Here is a 16,492-nt window from a genome sequence, read left to right as displayed (position 1 = left end):
TGTCCAACCGTTGCCGGTAAAGAGACCCGTGGGTATGTTTCGAGGTGCGGCCCTGCTTCGAGACGCGCTCCGGGGGGGTGCGCGCCTCGGTCAGGGCCGCATCTGCGCAGGTCGTGCCCGCCTACCGTTGGACCGGCGGCGTCCCGCCGTCCTCACCGGGTGACAGACCCAGCATGTCGAGCAGCATCCTGCAGTCCTCGGTGCCCAGGGCGCTGCGCGCGACCGCGAGCCTCGCCCGGTGGACCTGTTCGTCGGAGATCCGCGAGGGCTCTCCGCTGCGCTGGGCAGGCACGGCGGGGCCGCCCTGCCTCTGCATGCCGTCGTCCTGTGTCCACAGGAACTTGCGCACTTCCAGTGACCCGCTCATGAGTGCCCTCCCCGACTTGAGGTTGGCGCGAGGCTAAGCGACCTGGGACAACGGCCGCAGCCCCCCGCAGAGTGATTCCACCAACACCCAGCGTTACTTTCCGTACAGGTGTGCTGCCTGTCCCGTTGAGAAGCCGCCAGTGGAAGATGGACCGATGACTGACCCCACGCCGGAGCCTTCCCCCGATGCAGAGGGCCAAAACGCGCGGCGGACACCGGATCCCGCACCAGGTGACGCCCCGCCCGCCGACGTCCCGGCCGCCGACGTCCCCGCCGGTGACCTGCCGAACGGCGACGTCCCCGCAAGCGGCATCCCGCCGGCGCCGGACCCGCAGGAGATCCTGAAGGCGATCAGCGGCATCAACCTCGAGACCATCGACGCCGACATCGAGTCGGCGTTCGGTTCGCGGATGGCCCAGCTGGACGAGATGCTCGCCGGTCTCGACTCGCTCGTGGAGAAGATCGAGAAGGACATCCAGAACCTGGACCAGCCGAAACCCGACGGTCCTCAGTAGATAGCCCATACCCTGGGTGGGTATATCATCGGAGTTCCGATCGCGAGGGAGGAACTCCATGTCCGTCACTGCCACCTACACCGTCACCGGCATGACCTGCGGCCACTGCGTCAGCTCGGTCACCGAGGAGCTGTCCGAGGTCGCCGGCGTGACCGGTGTCGACGTGGTGCTCGAGACCGGAGCGGTGACCGTCACCAGCGACCGCGAGCTCGACAGGGCCGAGGTCGAGGCCGCCGTGACCGAGGCCGGGTACCAGGTCGCCTGATGACCACGACCGAGCCCCGGCACGTCGAGCTCAGCATCAGCGGCATGACCTGCGCCTCGTGCGCGCGGCGCGTGGAACGCAAGCTGAACAAGCTCGACGGCGTCTCCGCCACCGTGAACTACGCGACCGAGAAGGCCAGCGTTCAGTTCCCGGTCGGCATGCGCGTGGACGACCTGGTGTCGACCGTGCGAGCGGCGGGCTACGACGCCGCGGAGCCGCAGCCGGAACCGGCCGACGACGCTCACGACGCCGGTGAGCTGCGGCTGAGGTTCGTCCTGGCCGCCGCGCTGGGCGTGCCGGTGATCGCGTTCTCGATGGTCCCCGCCTGGCAGTTCCCGACCTGGCAGTGGATCTCGCTGGCGCTGGCGAGCGTGGTCGTGTGGGTGTGCGGCTGGCCGTTCCACCGGGCGGCCGCGGTCAACCTCCGGCACGGCGCGAGCACGATGGACACCCTCGTGTCGATGGGCGTCGCGGTCTCGTACCTGTGGTCGCTGTACGCGCTGGTGTTCGGCACCGCCGGGACGATCGGCATGCGGCACGAGTTCAGCCTCCTGCCGCGGCCGGCGTCCTCCGGCGACATCTACCTCGAGGTCGCGGTCGGCGTGACCGTGTTCCTGCTGCTCGGGCGCTGGCTGGAGGCCCGTTCGAAGCGCTCGGCGGGTGCCGCGCTGCGGGCGTTGCTGACGCTCGGCGCCAAGGACGTGGCGGTGCTGCGCGACGGCGTGGAGACCCGCGTGCCGATCGGACAGCTCCAGGTCGGCGAACGGTTCGTGGTCCGTCCGGGTGAGCGGATCGCCACGGACGGCCTAGTCGTCGAGGGCAGCTCGGCCTTGGACGCCTCGATGGTCACCGGGGAGTCGGTGCCGGTCGAGGTTTCCGAGGGGTCGCCGGTCGTCGGCGGGACGGTCAACGCGGGCGGCCGGCTGGTCGTGCGGGCCGGTTCCGTGGGCGCCGACACGCAGCTCGCGCGGATGGCGAGGCTCGTCGAGCAGGCGCAGGCGGGCAAGGCGGACGTGCAGCGGCTCGCGGACCGGGTGTCGGCGGTGTTCGTGCCGGTCGTGGTGGCGATCGCCGCGGTGGCGTTCGCCGCCTGGCTGCTCGCCGGCCGCCCGCTGGAGTTCGCGGTCACGACGGCCGTGGCGGTGCTGGTGATCGCGTGCCCGTGCGCGCTGGGCCTGGCGACGCCGACGGCGTTGCTCGTGGGCACCGGCCGCGGCGCCCAGCTCGGGATCCTGGTGAAGGGCCCGGAGGTGCTGGAGTCGACCCGGCGCGTGGACACCGTGGTGCTCGACAAGACCGGGACCGTCACGACCGGGCGGCTGACGCTCGTGGACGTGGTCCCGGCCGACGGCGTGTCCCGGGACGAGGTGCTGCTGTTCGCGGCGGCGGTCGAGAACGCCTCCGAACACCCCATCGCGGCCGCGATCGTGCGCGAGGCACCGGAACTGAGGACCGTTTCTGATTTCGTGTCCACCGATGGCATCGGTGTCAGCGGTGTGGTGGAAGGCAGGCGCGTTGCCGTCGGCCGGCTGCGCAACGTCGACCTGCCTGATTCTTTGACGGCGGCCGCAGGTGTACACGCGGATCGCACTGTCGTCGCCGTTTCCTTTGATGACAAGGTTGTCGGGCTCGTCGTCGTCGCCGACGTCGTGAAACCCACGTCCGCACAAGCCGTTCGAGACCTGCGTTCCCTGGGACTGCGGCCTGTCCTGCTGACCGGAGACAACGCGGCGGTGGCAGCCGCGGTCGCGCGGGAAGTCGGAATCGACGAGGTCGTCGCCGACGTGCTGCCGGCCGAGAAAGTCGCCGCGGTGCGGAATCTCCAGGCACAGGGCCGAGTTGTGGCGATGGTCGGCGACGGCGTGAACGACGCCCCCGCCCTGGCCGCCGCTGACCTGGGGCTGGCCATGGGAACCGGCACCGACGTGGCCATCGAGGCGAGCGACCTGACCCTGGTGCGCGGCGACCTGCGGGTGGCGGCGGACGCGATCAGGTTGTCCCGCAAGACTTTGGGCACGATCAAGGGGAATCTTTTCTGGGCGTTCGCCTACAACGTCGCTGGACTTCCACTCGCGGCACTGGGCCTGCTCAACCCCATGCTGGCGGGGGCCGCAATGGCGTTCAGCAGCGTGTTCGTTGTTACCAACAGCTTGCGACTGCGTCGATTCCGCTCATGGGCAGCATAAGAATCTCCGGACAACCTCTCCCGCACAGGCCTGTGCGCGTGCAACAATCCGATTGCTGACACACCCCCGGTCAGCGCCTGTGGAGATCCCCTCCGGCCCCCGCGTTCCTCCCCCTGGCGCGGGGGCCTCTCCTCTTCTCCGGTCGACCCTGCTCGGCTGACGCCTCGCCGCGGTCGATCGGAGGTGTCTTCTGGGGGCCGAGCCCCCAGACCCCCAGCCGGGGGCAAGCCCCCGGACCCCCGCGGTGGTCGGCGCCCGTTGTTTTCGTTCCCTGGCGGGCCCCGCTGTCTCGCGCGGCCTTCGCTCGTTCCCGTTGCTCGCGCGGACGTTGCCTGTTGTCTCCATTGCGGGCTTTGCTTGGCCGCACGCGGGGAGCCCGCGTGCGGTGGCGAGGAACGGACGGCGCTCGTTGGTGACACGTTCAGGTGACTCAGGTCACAGGGGTTTGGGTTCCGTGACCGAGCCGTTATCGTGTGCCGGTGCCTATCGGATCCCTCGGACGCTCCAAGTCTGGCCGTCACCGCCCCGCGGACGAACCGCAGGAGACGTTGCCCGACGAGGAGCTGACCTCTTACCTGGCCGCACTGGCCCCTGACTCGGACAACGAGACCACCGCCTCGGGCTTCGGCAACGCGCAGGTGTACCAGCTGCGCCTCCAGCTGATGGCCAACGAGCAGCTCAAGGAGCTCGCTGCCGAGCGTCAGACCTCCCCGCAGGCTCTCGCCACGGAGTGGGTCATGCAGCGACTGGAGTGGGAAGAGCGCCAGCGCGGAAACTGACGCCCGCCCCAGTCACCCCAGCACGAAGGAGGACCCTCGGCCGAGCCCGGCCGAGGGTCCTCCTCGCGTACGACTAGATGCGGCGAAACGAATCAGATCGCGCGGACGTTCTGGGCCTGCGGGCCCTTCGTGCCCTGACCGACCTCGAACTCCACGCGCTGGTTCTCCTCCAGGGTCCTGAAGCCCTGACCCTGGATCTCCGAGTAGTGGACGAAGACGTCAGCGCCGCCGTTGTCCTGGGCGATGAAGCCGAAGCCCTTTTCGGAGTTGAACCACTTGACAGTGCCCTGTGCCATGTACCTGCCTCCATCGCAGGAAAGCTTGGGGCTGCACCGTGCAACCCCGGCCGTCCCGGGGGCGTTCAACTCGCTCGAATCGAGCGCGCAGCACGCCCGCGTGTCGTTCCGCGAGCGTGTGAAGCACGAACACAGAAACCACGGCCTGCGCGGAAGAGCCTAACGTGTGCCGCGTCATAGCACTACTGCTCAAATCTGGCTAGCGGATTGCCTCAATAGGGGGAAACACGCTGGCCCAGTAGGGTGATCACGACCTCATGAGCAACTCGTTAGTGGTTCGCGCGTCCTCTGAGCGTGAGTTCAGGGGGATCTTGGGGAGAGCGCGTGTTCCGGCCGTTGTTGTTGGCAGTTCTGCTGGGGTTGACCGCTTGCGAGGGCGCGCCGGACGCGTCACCGCCGGACGTTCCGGTCGTGCAGGAGAAGGCGAAGGCGGCTCTGACCGTCACGCCGGCATCAGGTGAGGGGATCAGCCCGGCGGGTCCGTTCCAGGTGGGTGTCACCGGGGGCAAGCTCACGTCGGTCGCGTTGACGGGTGCGGACGACCGCGTGGTCAAGGGGGAGCTGACCGGGGACCGGTGGGTGGCGACCGAGGACCTGGCGTACAACAAGGCCTACACGTGGTCGGGCTCGGCCAAGGGCGAGGACGGCGCGGAGGTGCCGGTCACCGGTTCGTTCCGGACGTTGAAGCCCTCCAAGCTCACCAGCGCGTCGGCGAACGTCGGCGACCACCAGACCTACGGCGTCGCGATGCCGATCAAGATCACGTTCAGCTCGCCGGTGCAGGACAAGGCGACCGTGCAGAAGGCCATGACCGTCACGACCTCGGTGCCGACCGAAGGTGCGTGGGCGTGGCTGTCCGACCGCGAGGCGCACTGGCGGCCGAAGGAGTACTACAAGCCCGGCACGCGGGTTTCCGTTGACGTCAACGTCTACGGCGTCCCGTTCGGCGGCGGCGCGTACGGCGCCGAGGACCTGCACGTGCAGTTCGCGATCGCGGACCGCGCGCTGGTGGTCAAGGCCGACACGCAGTCGCACCGGTTCGTCATCTACCGCGACGGCGTGCAGCTGCACGACTTCCCTGCTTCCTACGGCCTGGACACCGACCCGCGCCGGGTCACCCGTTCCGGCACGCACGTGGTGATGCAGAAGGAAGCAAAGCGCACGATGTCGAGCACCGTGTTCGACTACAAGGACGTCCCGGTCACCTGGGCCGTGCTGCTGTCGAACAACGGCGAGTTCGTGCACGAGTACGCCAACTCGATGTACGCGCAGGGCAAGCAGAACGTCTCCCACGGCTGCGCGAACCTGTCACCGGCCGACGCGAAGACGTTCTTCGACCTCACGATGATCGGTGACCCGGTCGAGGTGCTGAACTCGTCGATCAAGCTGGGACCGGCCGACCGCGACTACTACGACTGGGCTCTCGACTGGGAGACCTGGAAGTCGAAGTCGGCCGTGAACGGCTAGTGGTGTGGCTCAGCACGTTGCCGGGGGAATCCGCGGTCAGACGGGTGCATCGTGGTGCCCTGCTGAGCGTGCATTACCTCGCCAACGTGCTGAGTCGCGCCACTAGGACTTCTCGGTGATCTGGGGCGGCGCTGGGATCTCGTAGCCCGACGGGCCGACGTTGCGTTCCAGCGCCCGCTTCCACTCACCACTGGAGATCATCTTCTCGATGGCCTTGTTGACCTCGGCCCTGCTCTCGTCGTCGCCCTTGGCCACGCCGATCCCGTAGCGCTCCTGGGAGAACGGCTTGCCGACGAGCTTGAGCAGCTCCGGGTTCTCCGCCGCGAAGCCCGCGAGGATGACCTCGTCGGTGGTGACGGCGTCGACGTTGCCCGCCATGAGAGCGATTACACAGTCCGAGTACTGGCCGTACTCGACCAGCTTGACGCCTTGGGCGTAGTCGTTCTTCACCTTCTGCGCGGACGTGGATCCCTTGACGGAGCACAGCTGCCGGCCGTTCAGGGTCTCCGGGCCGGTGATCGCCTGCTCGGTGAAGCGGACGAGCATGCCCTGGCCGGTCTCGAAGTACGGGCCGGCGAAGGCGACCTTCTCCTTGCGGGCGTCGGTGATCGAGTAGGTCGCGACGACCAGGTCGACCTCACCGCTCTCCAGCATCGACTCGCGGACGGCGCCGCGGGCCTCCTTGAAGGTGATACCGCTTTCCTTCACGCCCAGCTCGTTGGCCACGTACTTGGCCACGTCCACGTCGAACCCGACGAAGCGGCCGTCCAGCCGCCGTTCGCTCAAACCGGGCTGGTCGTAGCGGATGCCGATGGTCAGCTTGCCGGAGCCGGCTCGACCGACGACTGTGGCCGTGTCACCGCTCCCACAGGCGGTGGCCAGCACCGCTACGGCAGCGAGAAGCGCAGCACGACGGGTCACGACAAGACCTTCCGGGGGTGGTGTGGAGTCGTGAGCAATGCTACGTACCTGCGGCGATTATCAACTGTGATGTGTGACAACTACGGCAGCCGTGCTCTGCTCGGCGTCACATGACGCCCCTCACGTTCCACGGCGCGGCGCAGGTGTCCCGGCGGACCCATCCTGCGGATCTTGCCGGGCACCAAAAGCGCTGTTCGGCGCAGCATTCGCAGCCACCGTTCCGCGTTGGCGTACGGCTCATGACCATGCAGTTCCAGAGCCCATTCGGGGAGCACGGAGTACGCCAGATGACCGATCAGCACGCGGTAGAGGGGCAGGCCGTGACGAAGCCACCCCTTGACAGGCGGGCCGTGGAGGAACTCGTAGATCACCTCGGAGTCCGCGGTGCGGCGCAACGAAGGCCTCATCGAGTCGAAGTACTCGGCCATCTCCCGGCGTGATCCGGGCACGTCGTCGGCGTGCAGGCCGACCAGCGTGGCGGCGAACCGCTGTTCCGCGTAGTACCGGTCCTTCTGCCGGTCCGTGAGCCCGTAGCCGGCGAGGCCGAGCACCCTCTCGAAGCAGTGCACCTCCGAACAGTGCACCCACAGCAGCAGTTCCGGTTCGTCCACTCGGAACGTTCTGCCCTCTTGGTCAGTGGCGCGCAGGCTGCGGTGGGTCGCGCGGACCCGTGCCGCCGCGGTCCTGATCTCCTCCTCCGTCCCGTACACGCCGAGCCCGACGAAGTCCGCCGTGCGCTTGAGCCGGCCGAGCGGGTCGGCCTGGAAGTTCGAGTTCTGCACGACACCCGCGACCGCCTTCGGGTGCAGCGCCTGCAGGTAGAGACTCGCGATCCCGGCGATCCACATCGCCGGGTCCGCGTGCAGCTGCCAGCTGACCGTGTTCGCATCGAGCATGCGAGCATCGTCGCGCCTGGCCAGGATGAAAGCCATGGACCTCGACCAGGCACGGGAAGTGCTCCGCAGCCAGCACCGCGCGGTGTTCACCGCGATGAAGTCGGACGGGACGCCCGCGATGTCGCCGGTGCTCGTCGCGCTGGACGACAACGGCGACGTGCTCGTCTCGACGCGCGCGACCGCGTACAAGACCAAGCAGGTGCAACGGGATCCGCGCGTGTGGCTGTGCGTGCTGCCGGACAGCTTCTTCGGGCGGTGGATCCAGGTCGAGGGGACGGCGACCGTGGTGCCGTTGCCCGACGCGATGGACCTGTTGGTGGAGTACTACCGGACGATCTCCGGCGAGCACGACGACTGGGACGACTACCGCGCCGCGATGGAACGGGAACAGCGGGTCGTCCTGCGCATCGCGTTGACCGGCGCCGGACCGGACAAGACCGGCTGAGTAACACCGTTAGCGGGCGCAACGATTCCACGGGGACGGCAGCGGACACGTCGTCCGGACCTGGGGAGTGCGATGAGTGGTGGCAGACGCCGCGGCTACTTCACCGCCGCAGTGGCGATGCTGGGCGCCGCCCTGGTCACGGCCCTGCTGGCGACGCCTCCGGAACGGCCGGTGGACATCCGCCTGGTCGCGCCGCCACCTCTGCCCGCCGAGACCGTGACGGCGTCCGCCACCACGACCGTGTCCGCGGTCGGCCCTGTGGTGTTCGACACCTCCACCCCGCCGCCGCCCCCCCGCCGCGACCTCGCTGCCCAGGCCGGGCCCGTCCAGCACGACGAAGCCCTCGCCGCCGCCCTCACGGCCGCGCGGGCTCCTCGACCTGCTGCGCTGCGACTCGAAGTACTTCGACAAGCTCATCGAGAAGGACTTCGAGCGCTGCCTGCCGTGGCCGATGCAGCCGAAGGAACTGTGCAAGTTCCTCGAGGACAACCACCTGCACCCGATCGAGATCCGCGGACCTGACGGGCGCAAGCGCAACGACGTGAAGTGCCGCTAGCCCTTGAGCTCACGCAGCCGGCGCAGGTTCGACTCGGCACGTGAGCCGAGCAGCTGCGCCTCGCCCAGGTAGTGGTCGTCGATCAACGCCTCCACCTCGGCGTCGTTCATCGCGGGCACGATCCGCGCGGCCATCCTGTTCATGTTGCGGTAGCTGCCCTGGAGCAGGAACGGCTCGTCGCCCGCGCCGGCCGCCGAGGCGATGTACGCCTGGTTGACCTTGAGCACGACCTCCTGGACGCGCTGCATCTTGCGCAGCACGGACAGCATCCGGTCGAGCTGCACGGTGTCGTGGCCGGTCTTGACGTCCTGACCGGAGGCGAGGCGCACCAGCGGTTCCACGTCCACGCCCGCGAGCGTCGGGTTCGACGAGGACGCGTTCTCCAGGTAGCTCAACGCGAAGAGGGACTCGCGACCGTGCAGCACGTCGCCGAGGTTCCACACGTCCGCCCGGTTCGCGAGCATGTCGGGGACCCGGAAGGCGCGACCCGTCTCGGTGTACGGGTTGCCGGCCATCGAGACGGCGAACCGCTTGCCGCGCAGGTCGAACGTGCGTGCCTCGCCGTCCCACACGCCGTCCACGCGGCGCTGGGCGTCGCACAGCGAGATGAACTTCTGCAGCAGCTCCGGTGAGGTGTGCTGGATGTCGTCGAGGTGCAGCAGAACGCCGGAGCCGAGGGCGAAGGCGAAGTTGATCCGCTCGACCTCCTGGCGGGCCGTGGCATTCGGAGCCTCCCGCGGGTCGAGGGAGGTGACGCCGCTGCCCAGCGCCGGGCCGTTGACCTTGACGAACACCATGCCGAGGCGGTTGGCGACGTACTCGATGAGCGTGGTCTTGCCGTAGCCGGGCGGGGAGATCAGCATCAGCAGGCCGGTGCCGTCGTTCAGCTGCTTGGCGAGGTTGTCGCCGATCAGCGGCAGGTAGACCTCGTTCAGCAACCTGTTGCGCACGAACGTGTTCAGCACCGCGGGCCGGTACTCGTCGAGCTTGAGCCGGTGACGTTCCCGGGCGAGCAGCTCGTCGCGCCGCCGCTGGTAGGCGCGGAACGCGGGCACGTGCTCGGTGCTGAACGCGCGCAACCTGGTCAGCGCCTCGTCCAGACGCAGCTCCATGGCCTGGTCCGCCACCCGCGGGTGCGAGCCGAGCAGGCCGGTGACGGTCTCGGTCAGCGCGGCGCTGGAGTCGTACCGCGGCAGGTCGGTGAGCAGCACGGCCACGACCTCGGGGAACTCGGGGCAGTCCTCGTCGCCGAGGAACGCCCGCAGCCACGCCTCGATCAGGTCGCGGTCGCGCAGGTCCTCGGTCACCACGGCGCGGAAGCGGTCGATCACGGCCCTGGCGGCCTTGCTGGTGACGAACCCCTCCGGCTCACAGGCGAGCTCCTCGAAGAGGTACTCGGCGGCGAGCGGGGTGAGGCCGAACTGCGCGGTCAGCTCCGGGATCCCGTGCGTGCCACCGAAGATCGTGCGCGCGCGGGCCAGCGACTCGGCCTTGCGCGCCCACACCTGCTGCTGTTCGGTGCCGAGACCGGCCCAGTGGATCTGCGCCTCCGCCCGTGCGGACGGCGGGTACCTGAGCAGCCCGGCACCGGCGTGGAGTCGGTGCAGGACAGCGAGGATCCGTTCGGCGTCGTGGTCGTGCACGCCCTTCTCGTAGCCCTCGTCGTAGCGTTCTGCAGCGGCCGTGGACACGTCGGTGCGGCCCTCGGCGAGCAGGCACGCGGCCAGGTGCTCGGAGCGGTAGACCTCCGGCGTCTCGGAGACCAGCAGCTGATCCCAGAACGGCCTGGTGGCCGCGAACGCCGGGTCGGTGACCTCGCCGCGGTAGTCGGTCCCGGTGATCGCGAAGAACATTCGGCCGTCACGCGGCACGAGGGTGAGGTTCATCGGCTCGGTCGTCACCGGGAAGCGGTGACGACCGAGCACGATCGACGCGCCGTCGTGCAGATCGGCCCGATCCCGCAGCGCCCGGCCTCCCTCTTGCCTGGCGTCGCGCAGATCCGCGTCGAGCTCGTCGGCCCTGACGTCACCGAGCTCGCGCAGCGCGGCGGCGACGGACCGGACCTTGGTGACCATCGGGTCGCCGGCGAAGTAGGTGTTGATCTCGTCGATCGACGTCAGCTTCCCGACGCGGCGGCGGATCGTGCCGAGCACGCGTTCGGCGGACTGGACGAGGCGGTCGGCCTTGCGCGCGCGTTCGTCCAGCAACGTCTGCTTGCGCGCGGAGAACGCCTCGTAGACGTCCGTGCGCTTGGCCCCGATCTGGGCCAGGAAGTCGTCGAAGTCGGCGAACCGCGACTCCAGGTTCTCCAGCTGCAGCAGCAGCCGGCCGAGCTGGTCGTCGCAGCTCTGCGGGGTCGCGGCGACCGCGAGCGCGCCGGTGACGGCCTGGCCGAGCAGGGCGAACTCCGCGGCGAACTCGGCCCGGCCCTCGGCGGCGGCCAGCGCCTTCCTGCGACCGTCCACAGTGGCGCGTGCGCGGTTCACCGCGGCCAGCACCTCGCCGATGCCGGCCAGGATCTGCGTGCGGGTCGTGGTGTCGGCGGCGTCGAGCGTGCTGACGACCTCGGTCAGCACCTCCAGCCCGGCCTGTTGCTGCGCCAGGCGGTCGCGCAGGGGCTTGGCCTCGGCCGCGGTCACGAGCTCCGTGGCCGCGATCCGGTCGATCTCCTCGTGGTACTGGGCGAACGCGCTCTCACCGCTGAGGAACGCGACGGCTCTGCGAGCCGAGTCGGCCAGCGTCTCGACGAGTGCGCCCTCCCGGCGTTCGAGATCGGCGAGATCGACGTACTTCAGGTCCTTCAACGTGATCAGCCGGCCCTGGGCGGACCGCAGGTCGGCCAGCAGCCGGACCCACTCGTCGGCCGAGCGCGGCGCGGCCGAGCGGGACAGCCGGACCAGCGACGCGAGCTTCTCGCCCGCCTCGGTCAGCTGCTCGGCGGCGTGTTCGGTGAGCGCGCGGACCGACTCGAACTCGTCCAGCACCTGCTCGGCGGTGGCGCGCACGGCCAGGACGTCGTCGCGCAGCCCCAGTTCGGCGAGCCAGTGGACGCTGTCGAGCACCCTGGTGCACAGCGCGATCAGGCCTTCGAACACCGGCGCGGTCGGCGTCATCCCGGCGGCCATGCGGGTCACGCTCAGGCAGTCGGAGATGCCGCGGACCAGCTCGGCGTTGCCGATGCGGGCGAGCGGGCCGGACTCCTCCGGCAGCACCTCGTCGGCCACGAACGGCGTGCGCCAGACCTGCATCGGGTGCACGCGCACGGGTTCGGTGCTCGTCTCGCGGAAGATCACCAGCGTGCCGTCGGCGAAGAGCGAGTAGCCGTGGCACACGAGCGGGGTGGCGACCTCCTTGCGGATCACGTTGTAGGGCAGCAACAGGCTGCGGCCCTCGCGGCGGGCGTGGAAGACGTAGAGCACGTCCTCGCCGTTGGCCGACCGGACGACCCGTTCGAACTCCAGGTCCTCGGTGTCGACGTCGAACGTCTTGTCGTCGCCGGTGACGAGGTAGTAGCCGCCGGGGAAGATGATCCCCTGGTCCTCCGGCAGCCGCTGGCAGGCCTGACCGATGCCGTCGAGTCTGGCCACGGCCTTGGTGCGCGTGTTGAAGACCAGGTGCCGCCACTCGGTTTCCTTGTACGGCAGGATCCTGAGCAGGATCAACGGTCCGACGCGCGCGTGGTGCACGTCCGCGTCGGCCAGGCTCTGCAGCGGCTCGTCGACCGGTTCTTCGTAGATGCCCTCGCCGGTCTCGGTGTTGTTCTCGACCTTGATGGTCAGCGTGCCGCCGACGGTCTCGACGAACACCTCGCCGTCGATGGCGATGTGCGGGTGCCGGCCGAGCACGTGCTGCTCGCGGGTCGTCTCGACCCACGTGAAGTCGTGCGACGGCGGGAAGACGTGGTCGCGTTCGCCGCGGTTGTCCAGGTAGGTCGGGGTGCCGTCGACGGCGACGTCCCAGCGCAGCACGCGGATGTCCTCGATCCGCGCGCCGGTCTGGAACACCGCGAGCAGCCGCGACTCGACGACCCGCAGCTGCAGCAGCCGGGTGTCGCGGTAGTACCGGTAGAGCTCGGCGAAGTCGTTGCGGAACCTGGGGTCGTCCAGGAAGCTCGCGTCGGCCGGGCCGAAGTCCTTGCCGTGCACGGCGAAGACGTCGGCGACCGCCGTCTCCGGCTTGAGGCCGAGGAACACGTTGTAGCCGAACAACATCTGCTCGCCCAGCGGCACGATGTCGCGCGGCACGCAGTTGTTCTCGGTGCGGATGCGCTCGGTGGCGACGAGCTCGAGCGCCTGGCTGCCGAACGTCTCGACGCGCCGGTCGTTCAGCGCCTCGGTGCTCCGGGCGAGCCCGGCGGCCTGCTCGGCCAGCCGGGCCCGCAACACCTCGTAGGTACCGGCGTCCAGACCAGGGGAGTGGGACACCGTCATGCGGGCTGGCCGTTGTTCTTGGCCATCTGGGTCAGCGCGATCGCGGCGGCGATGTTCTGCGCGTCACCGGTGGTGAACGAGCTGAGCACCTTGGTCAGGTCCTCCGGGAAGTTCCCGGTGCCGTCGAACCACTTCTGGCCCAGCGCCTGCACCACGTCGGAGTTGCCGACGAACCCGTCGACCTGCTTGCCCGCGGTGATGGCGTTCGCGATCTTGTCGAAGAACACCGTGTCGCCGCCGATGATGTCGATGTCGGCCTTCTCCAGGCCCGCGGCCAGGACCATCGCCTGGGCCTCCGCGACCTGGCGCTGCACGTCGATGCCCTTGAGCCGGATCTCCTTCTCGGCCTCCAGCCGCAGGCGGTACTCCTCGTGCTCGCGGGTCGCGGTGTCCAGCGCGGCCATGGCCTCCGCCTTGTGCGACAGGCCCTCCGCCTCGCCCTTGAGGCGTTCCTTGATGCCCTCGGCGTCGGCGAGCGCCTTCTCCCGGTCGACCACGGCCTCGGCACGGCCCAGCGCCTCCACGGCGACGGCGTCTCGTTCCTTGACCTGCACGTCCGCCAGCCCCTTGGCGGCGGCCTCGGCCTGGACGCCCTCGGCGAGCCGGATCTTGGCGGTGGCGTCCAGTTCGGCGGACTGCTTGCGCGCTTCCGCCAGCAACACTTCCTGGCGGGCCTGGTGCTGCGCGGCCTGCTCGGCGGCTTCCGCAGCCTTGATGTCCTTGACCAGCGACTCCTGCGCCTCGGCCTCGGCGCGGATGATGATCTGCTGCCGCTCGCGCTCGGCCTCCTCGACCGCGCGCAACCGCTTGATGTTCTCCTCCTGCTCGGCCACGGTCTTCTCGACCGCGACCCGCTCGCGCACCAGGTCGGCGATGGCGCGCCGTTCGTGCTCGAGCTCCTTGTCCTTCTCGATCATGCGCAGCGCGGTCTCCCGTTCGCGCGCGATGACCTCCAGCAGGCGGTCCTTCTCGATCCGCTCGGTCTCGACGGCGATCACGCGCTCGCGGTTCTTCTCCGCCACGGCGATCTCGCGGGCCTTGTTCTCGGTCTGGATGCCGAGCTGCTCCTCGGTGCGGATGAACGCGGTGTTGGCCTTGAGCCGTTCCTCGGCCTGCACCTTCTGGGTCTCGGCCTCCTGCTGCGCGCGGGCGGTCTCGATCTCGCGCCTCTGCTTGATCTCCGCGTCGGCCTGCCGGCGTTCGAGCTCCAGGATCGCCTCACGCGCGCTGACGTTCTGGCGCGTGATCTCCTTCTCCTCGTTGCGGGTGAACTCGTTGGTCTTGACGTGCTCGATCGCGGTCAGCTCGGTGATCTTGCGGATGCCCTGCGCGTCCAGGATGTTCGCCGGGTCGAGCTGCTTGAGCGGCGTCTGCTCCAGGTAGTCGATGGCGGCGTCTTCGAGGCTGTAGCCGTTGAGGTCGGTGCCGATGACCTGGATGATCCGGTCGCGGAACTCGTCGCGGTGCGTGTAGAGGTCCACGAAGTCGAGCTGCTTGCCGACGGTCTTGAGCGCCTCGGAGAACTTGGCGTTGAACAGCTCCTGCAACGTGGCCTCGTGGCTCGCGCGCTCGGTGCCGATCGCCTGCGCGACCTTGATGACGTCCTCGACGGTCTTGTTCACCCGCACGAAGAACGTGATCCTGATGTCGGCGCGGATGTTGTCCTTGCAGATCAGGCCCTCGTTGCCGGCCCGCTTGATCTCGATGGTCTTGACCGAGATGTCCATCGTCTCGCACTTGTGCAGCACCGGGAGCACGACCGTGCCGGTGAAGGTCACGTCGACCTTGCGCATCTTGGAGACGATGAGCGCCTTGCCCTGCTCGCACTTCTTGAACAGCCTGCTGATGGTGATCACCGCCATCAGCAGGACGACGGCGATCACCCCGATCAGCACCAGCAACCCCGTGGAAATGGCACCCATGTCAGCCCCCTGTGGTGATGTCGACGACCCAGAAGAACTCGCCCTCGGCGTCGTAGTCGAAGATCAGCGCGGTCTGTCCCGCCGTCAGCTCCGTGCTCTGGGCCGCGCGCACCTGCACGACGGCGGTGCCACCGTCGTCGGCGGTGACCTCGGCCTGGCCGTAGTGCTCGGTGACCCGAGCGGTCCGCACGATCGCCGCGCGGCCCACGAAGTCGTTGCGAGAGGCGGGTTTCTCCGGGCGCGTCCACCGCTTGACGGGGATGAGCACGATCCGCGTGACGAGCGCGCCGACGAGCAACGCGCCCGCGAGGACGACGTAGCGGAGCTTGTTCTCCGGCGTGAGCACCGTTCCGACCAGCGAGGCGAACCACGTGATCACGACGAACAGCGAGATCGACACGGGCAGCACCGGGGCGTCGAAGTCCATGCCCACCAGCGCGACCGTGAGCCAGTACGCCAGCACGATGAGCACCAGCACGCTGAAGAGCACGGTCGGGAACGCCACGGCGGCGGCCAGGAACTCGGTCATCATCGCCCCCTCTCGCCACTCTGATGCGCGAAACCCCGAATCCGTTGCACTTCGGGGAATGATCGACGTCACTCGATGGTTGCCGTGGTCATGGACATGGGGGTTCAGGGGCTCAACACCGGCGGCTCGATCGCACCCGCCGAGGCACTGCGGCTGGCCGGCCTGGTGGAACGGCTGGGGTTCCGGTCGTGGTGGGCGGTGGAGCACGTGGTGCTGCCGTCACCGCGGGTCGACCCGTCGCCGGCCGAACCGGACGCGCCGATGCTGGACCCGTTGGTGAGCCTCGGGTTCGTGGCGGCGGCCACCTCGCGGCTGGAGCTGGGGACCGGGATCGTGATCCTGCCGCAGCGCAACCCGGTGGTGCTCGCGAAGCAGGTGGCGACGCTCGACGTGCTGAGCGGTGGCCGGTTCACGCTCGGCGTCGGCGCGGGTTACCTGCCCCAGGAGTTCGCCGCGGTGGGCGTGCCGTTCGCGGACCGCGGCCGCCGTTCGGACGAGTACATCGACGCCATGCGCGCGTTGTGGCACTCCCCGGCTCCTGCCTTCGACGGGAGGTACGTGTCGTTCAGCGGGGTCGACGCGCACCCGCGGCCGGCGAACGCCAGGATCGCCGTAGGTGGCGCGAGCGACGCGGCGTTGCGGCGGGCGCTGACCCGTGGCAACGCGTGGATCGGCATCGGCACGCCGGAGGAGACCGCGGCGAACCTGAAGCGGTTGCGGCGGCTGTCGGCGTTGACCGAGCGGGCCGACGCGCTGGGCGCGTTGGAGATCAACGTCGTGGCCACCGCCCCGCTGGACCCGTCGGTGGTCCGGCAGTACGAGGACCTCGGCGTCGACCAGCTGATCGTCTATCCAGGTGCGCTCGACATGCCGCTCGACGAGGCGCTCCCGCACCTGATCTCGCTGGTTGCGTAGCCTG

At 69.1% G+C, this 16,492-nt stretch carries 15 protein-coding genes; 7 read left to right on the top strand and 8 right to left on the bottom strand.

Translation table 11 applies throughout. The features are described from left to right. Positions 1-121: 121 nt before the first annotated feature. Entirely contained in the window at positions 122-367 is a 246-nt protein-coding gene (locus tag BBK82_RS16470) for a hypothetical protein (protein ID WP_065915806.1), read from the bottom strand. A gap of 154 nt (positions 368-521) precedes the next feature. On the opposite strand from BBK82_RS16470, the gene BBK82_RS16465 reads away from it, so the two are divergent. From BBK82_RS16465 to BBK82_RS16450, 4 genes are all read left to right on the top strand, one after another. Beyond that, entirely contained in the window at positions 522-881 is a 360-nt protein-coding gene (locus BBK82_RS16465; RefSeq protein ID WP_065915805.1) for a hypothetical protein, read from the top strand. 58 nt (positions 882-939) lie between these two features. After that, positions 940-1,146, top strand: a complete 207-nt coding sequence (locus tag BBK82_RS16460; protein ID WP_065915804.1) for a heavy-metal-associated domain-containing protein — start codon at positions 940-942, stop codon at positions 1,144-1,146. Then, the gene (locus tag BBK82_RS16455) at positions 1,146-3,332 is read left to right on the top strand and encodes a heavy metal translocating P-type ATPase (RefSeq protein ID WP_065915803.1); all 2,187 of its coding nucleotides are present in this window, start codon (positions 1,146-1,148) and stop codon (positions 3,330-3,332) included. Before BBK82_RS16460 ends, BBK82_RS16455 begins: the two co-directional genes overlap by 1 nt. Before the next feature lie 479 nt (positions 3,333-3,811). Further along, positions 3,812-4,111, top strand: coding sequence for a hypothetical protein (locus tag BBK82_RS16450; protein WP_065921120.1), 300 nt, complete (start codon positions 3,812-3,814; stop codon positions 4,109-4,111). 92 nt (positions 4,112-4,203) lie between these two features. Here the strand turns inward: BBK82_RS16450 and BBK82_RS16445 are convergent, their stop codons facing one another. Next, positions 4,204-4,407, bottom strand: coding sequence for a cold-shock protein (locus tag BBK82_RS16445; RefSeq protein WP_030473173.1), 204 nt, complete (start codon positions 4,405-4,407; stop codon positions 4,204-4,206). 324 nt (positions 4,408-4,731) lie between these two features. Between BBK82_RS16445 and BBK82_RS16440 the strand changes: the two genes are divergently transcribed. After that, a complete protein-coding gene (locus BBK82_RS16440; protein ID WP_237048220.1) occupies positions 4,732-5,874 on the top strand; it encodes a L,D-transpeptidase in 1,143 nt (380 codons plus the stop codon). Between the two features lie 102 nt (positions 5,875-5,976). Here the strand turns inward: BBK82_RS16440 and BBK82_RS16435 are convergent, their stop codons facing one another. Then, positions 5,977-6,795, bottom strand: coding sequence for a glutamate ABC transporter substrate-binding protein (locus BBK82_RS16435; protein ID WP_065915801.1), 819 nt, complete (start codon positions 6,793-6,795; stop codon positions 5,977-5,979). Positions 6,796-6,875: 80 nt separating this feature from the next. Further along, positions 6,876-7,691, bottom strand: coding sequence for an oxygenase MpaB family protein (locus BBK82_RS16430; protein ID WP_065921119.1), 816 nt, complete (start codon positions 7,689-7,691; stop codon positions 6,876-6,878). Positions 7,692-7,725: 34 nt separating this feature from the next. Between BBK82_RS16430 and BBK82_RS16425 the strand changes: the two genes are divergently transcribed. Further along, positions 7,726-8,136, top strand: coding sequence for a PPOX class F420-dependent oxidoreductase (locus tag BBK82_RS16425; protein WP_065915800.1), 411 nt, complete (start codon positions 7,726-7,728; stop codon positions 8,134-8,136). 95 nt (positions 8,137-8,231) lie between these two features. Here BBK82_RS16425 and BBK82_RS16420 read toward each other — a convergent pair whose 3' ends face one another. The 4 genes from BBK82_RS16420 to BBK82_RS16405 all read right to left on the bottom strand — a co-directional run bounded on the left by BBK82_RS16420 (position 8,232) and on the right by BBK82_RS16405 (position 15,576). Continuing rightward, positions 8,232-8,408, bottom strand: coding sequence for a hypothetical protein (locus tag BBK82_RS16420; protein WP_154697351.1), 177 nt, complete (start codon positions 8,406-8,408; stop codon positions 8,232-8,234). Between the two features lie 280 nt (positions 8,409-8,688). Further along, a complete protein-coding gene (locus tag BBK82_RS16415) occupies positions 8,689-13,122 on the bottom strand; it encodes a DNA repair ATPase (RefSeq protein WP_083267989.1) in 4,434 nt (1,477 codons plus the stop codon). Continuing rightward, positions 13,119-15,044 carry a flotillin family protein gene (locus BBK82_RS16410; RefSeq protein WP_065915797.1) on the bottom strand — a complete coding sequence of 642 codons (1,926 nt, stop codon included), beginning with the start codon at positions 15,042-15,044 and terminating at the stop codon, positions 13,119-13,121. The genes BBK82_RS16415 and BBK82_RS16410 overlap by 4 nt, the downstream gene beginning before the upstream one ends. Position 15,045: 1 nt before the next feature. Then, positions 15,046-15,576 carry a hypothetical protein gene (locus BBK82_RS16405; protein WP_237048219.1) on the bottom strand — a complete coding sequence of 177 codons (531 nt, stop codon included), beginning with the start codon at positions 15,574-15,576 and terminating at the stop codon, positions 15,046-15,048. 87 nt (positions 15,577-15,663) lie between these two features. Here BBK82_RS16405 and BBK82_RS16400 point away from each other — a divergent pair, with 87 nt between their 5' ends. Continuing rightward, positions 15,664-16,488, top strand: coding sequence for an LLM class F420-dependent oxidoreductase (locus tag BBK82_RS16400; protein ID WP_218920626.1), 825 nt, complete (start codon positions 15,664-15,666; stop codon positions 16,486-16,488). The last annotated feature ends 4 nt before the right edge of the window (positions 16,489-16,492 follow it).

The sequence above is a fragment of the Lentzea guizhouensis genome, assembly GCF_001701025.1.
In the GTDB taxonomy this organism is placed as follows: domain Bacteria; phylum Actinomycetota; class Actinomycetes; order Mycobacteriales; family Pseudonocardiaceae; genus Lentzea; species Lentzea guizhouensis.
Note: the sequence above shows the minus strand (reverse complement) of the source record. Positions and strands in the feature narration are given on the sequence as shown.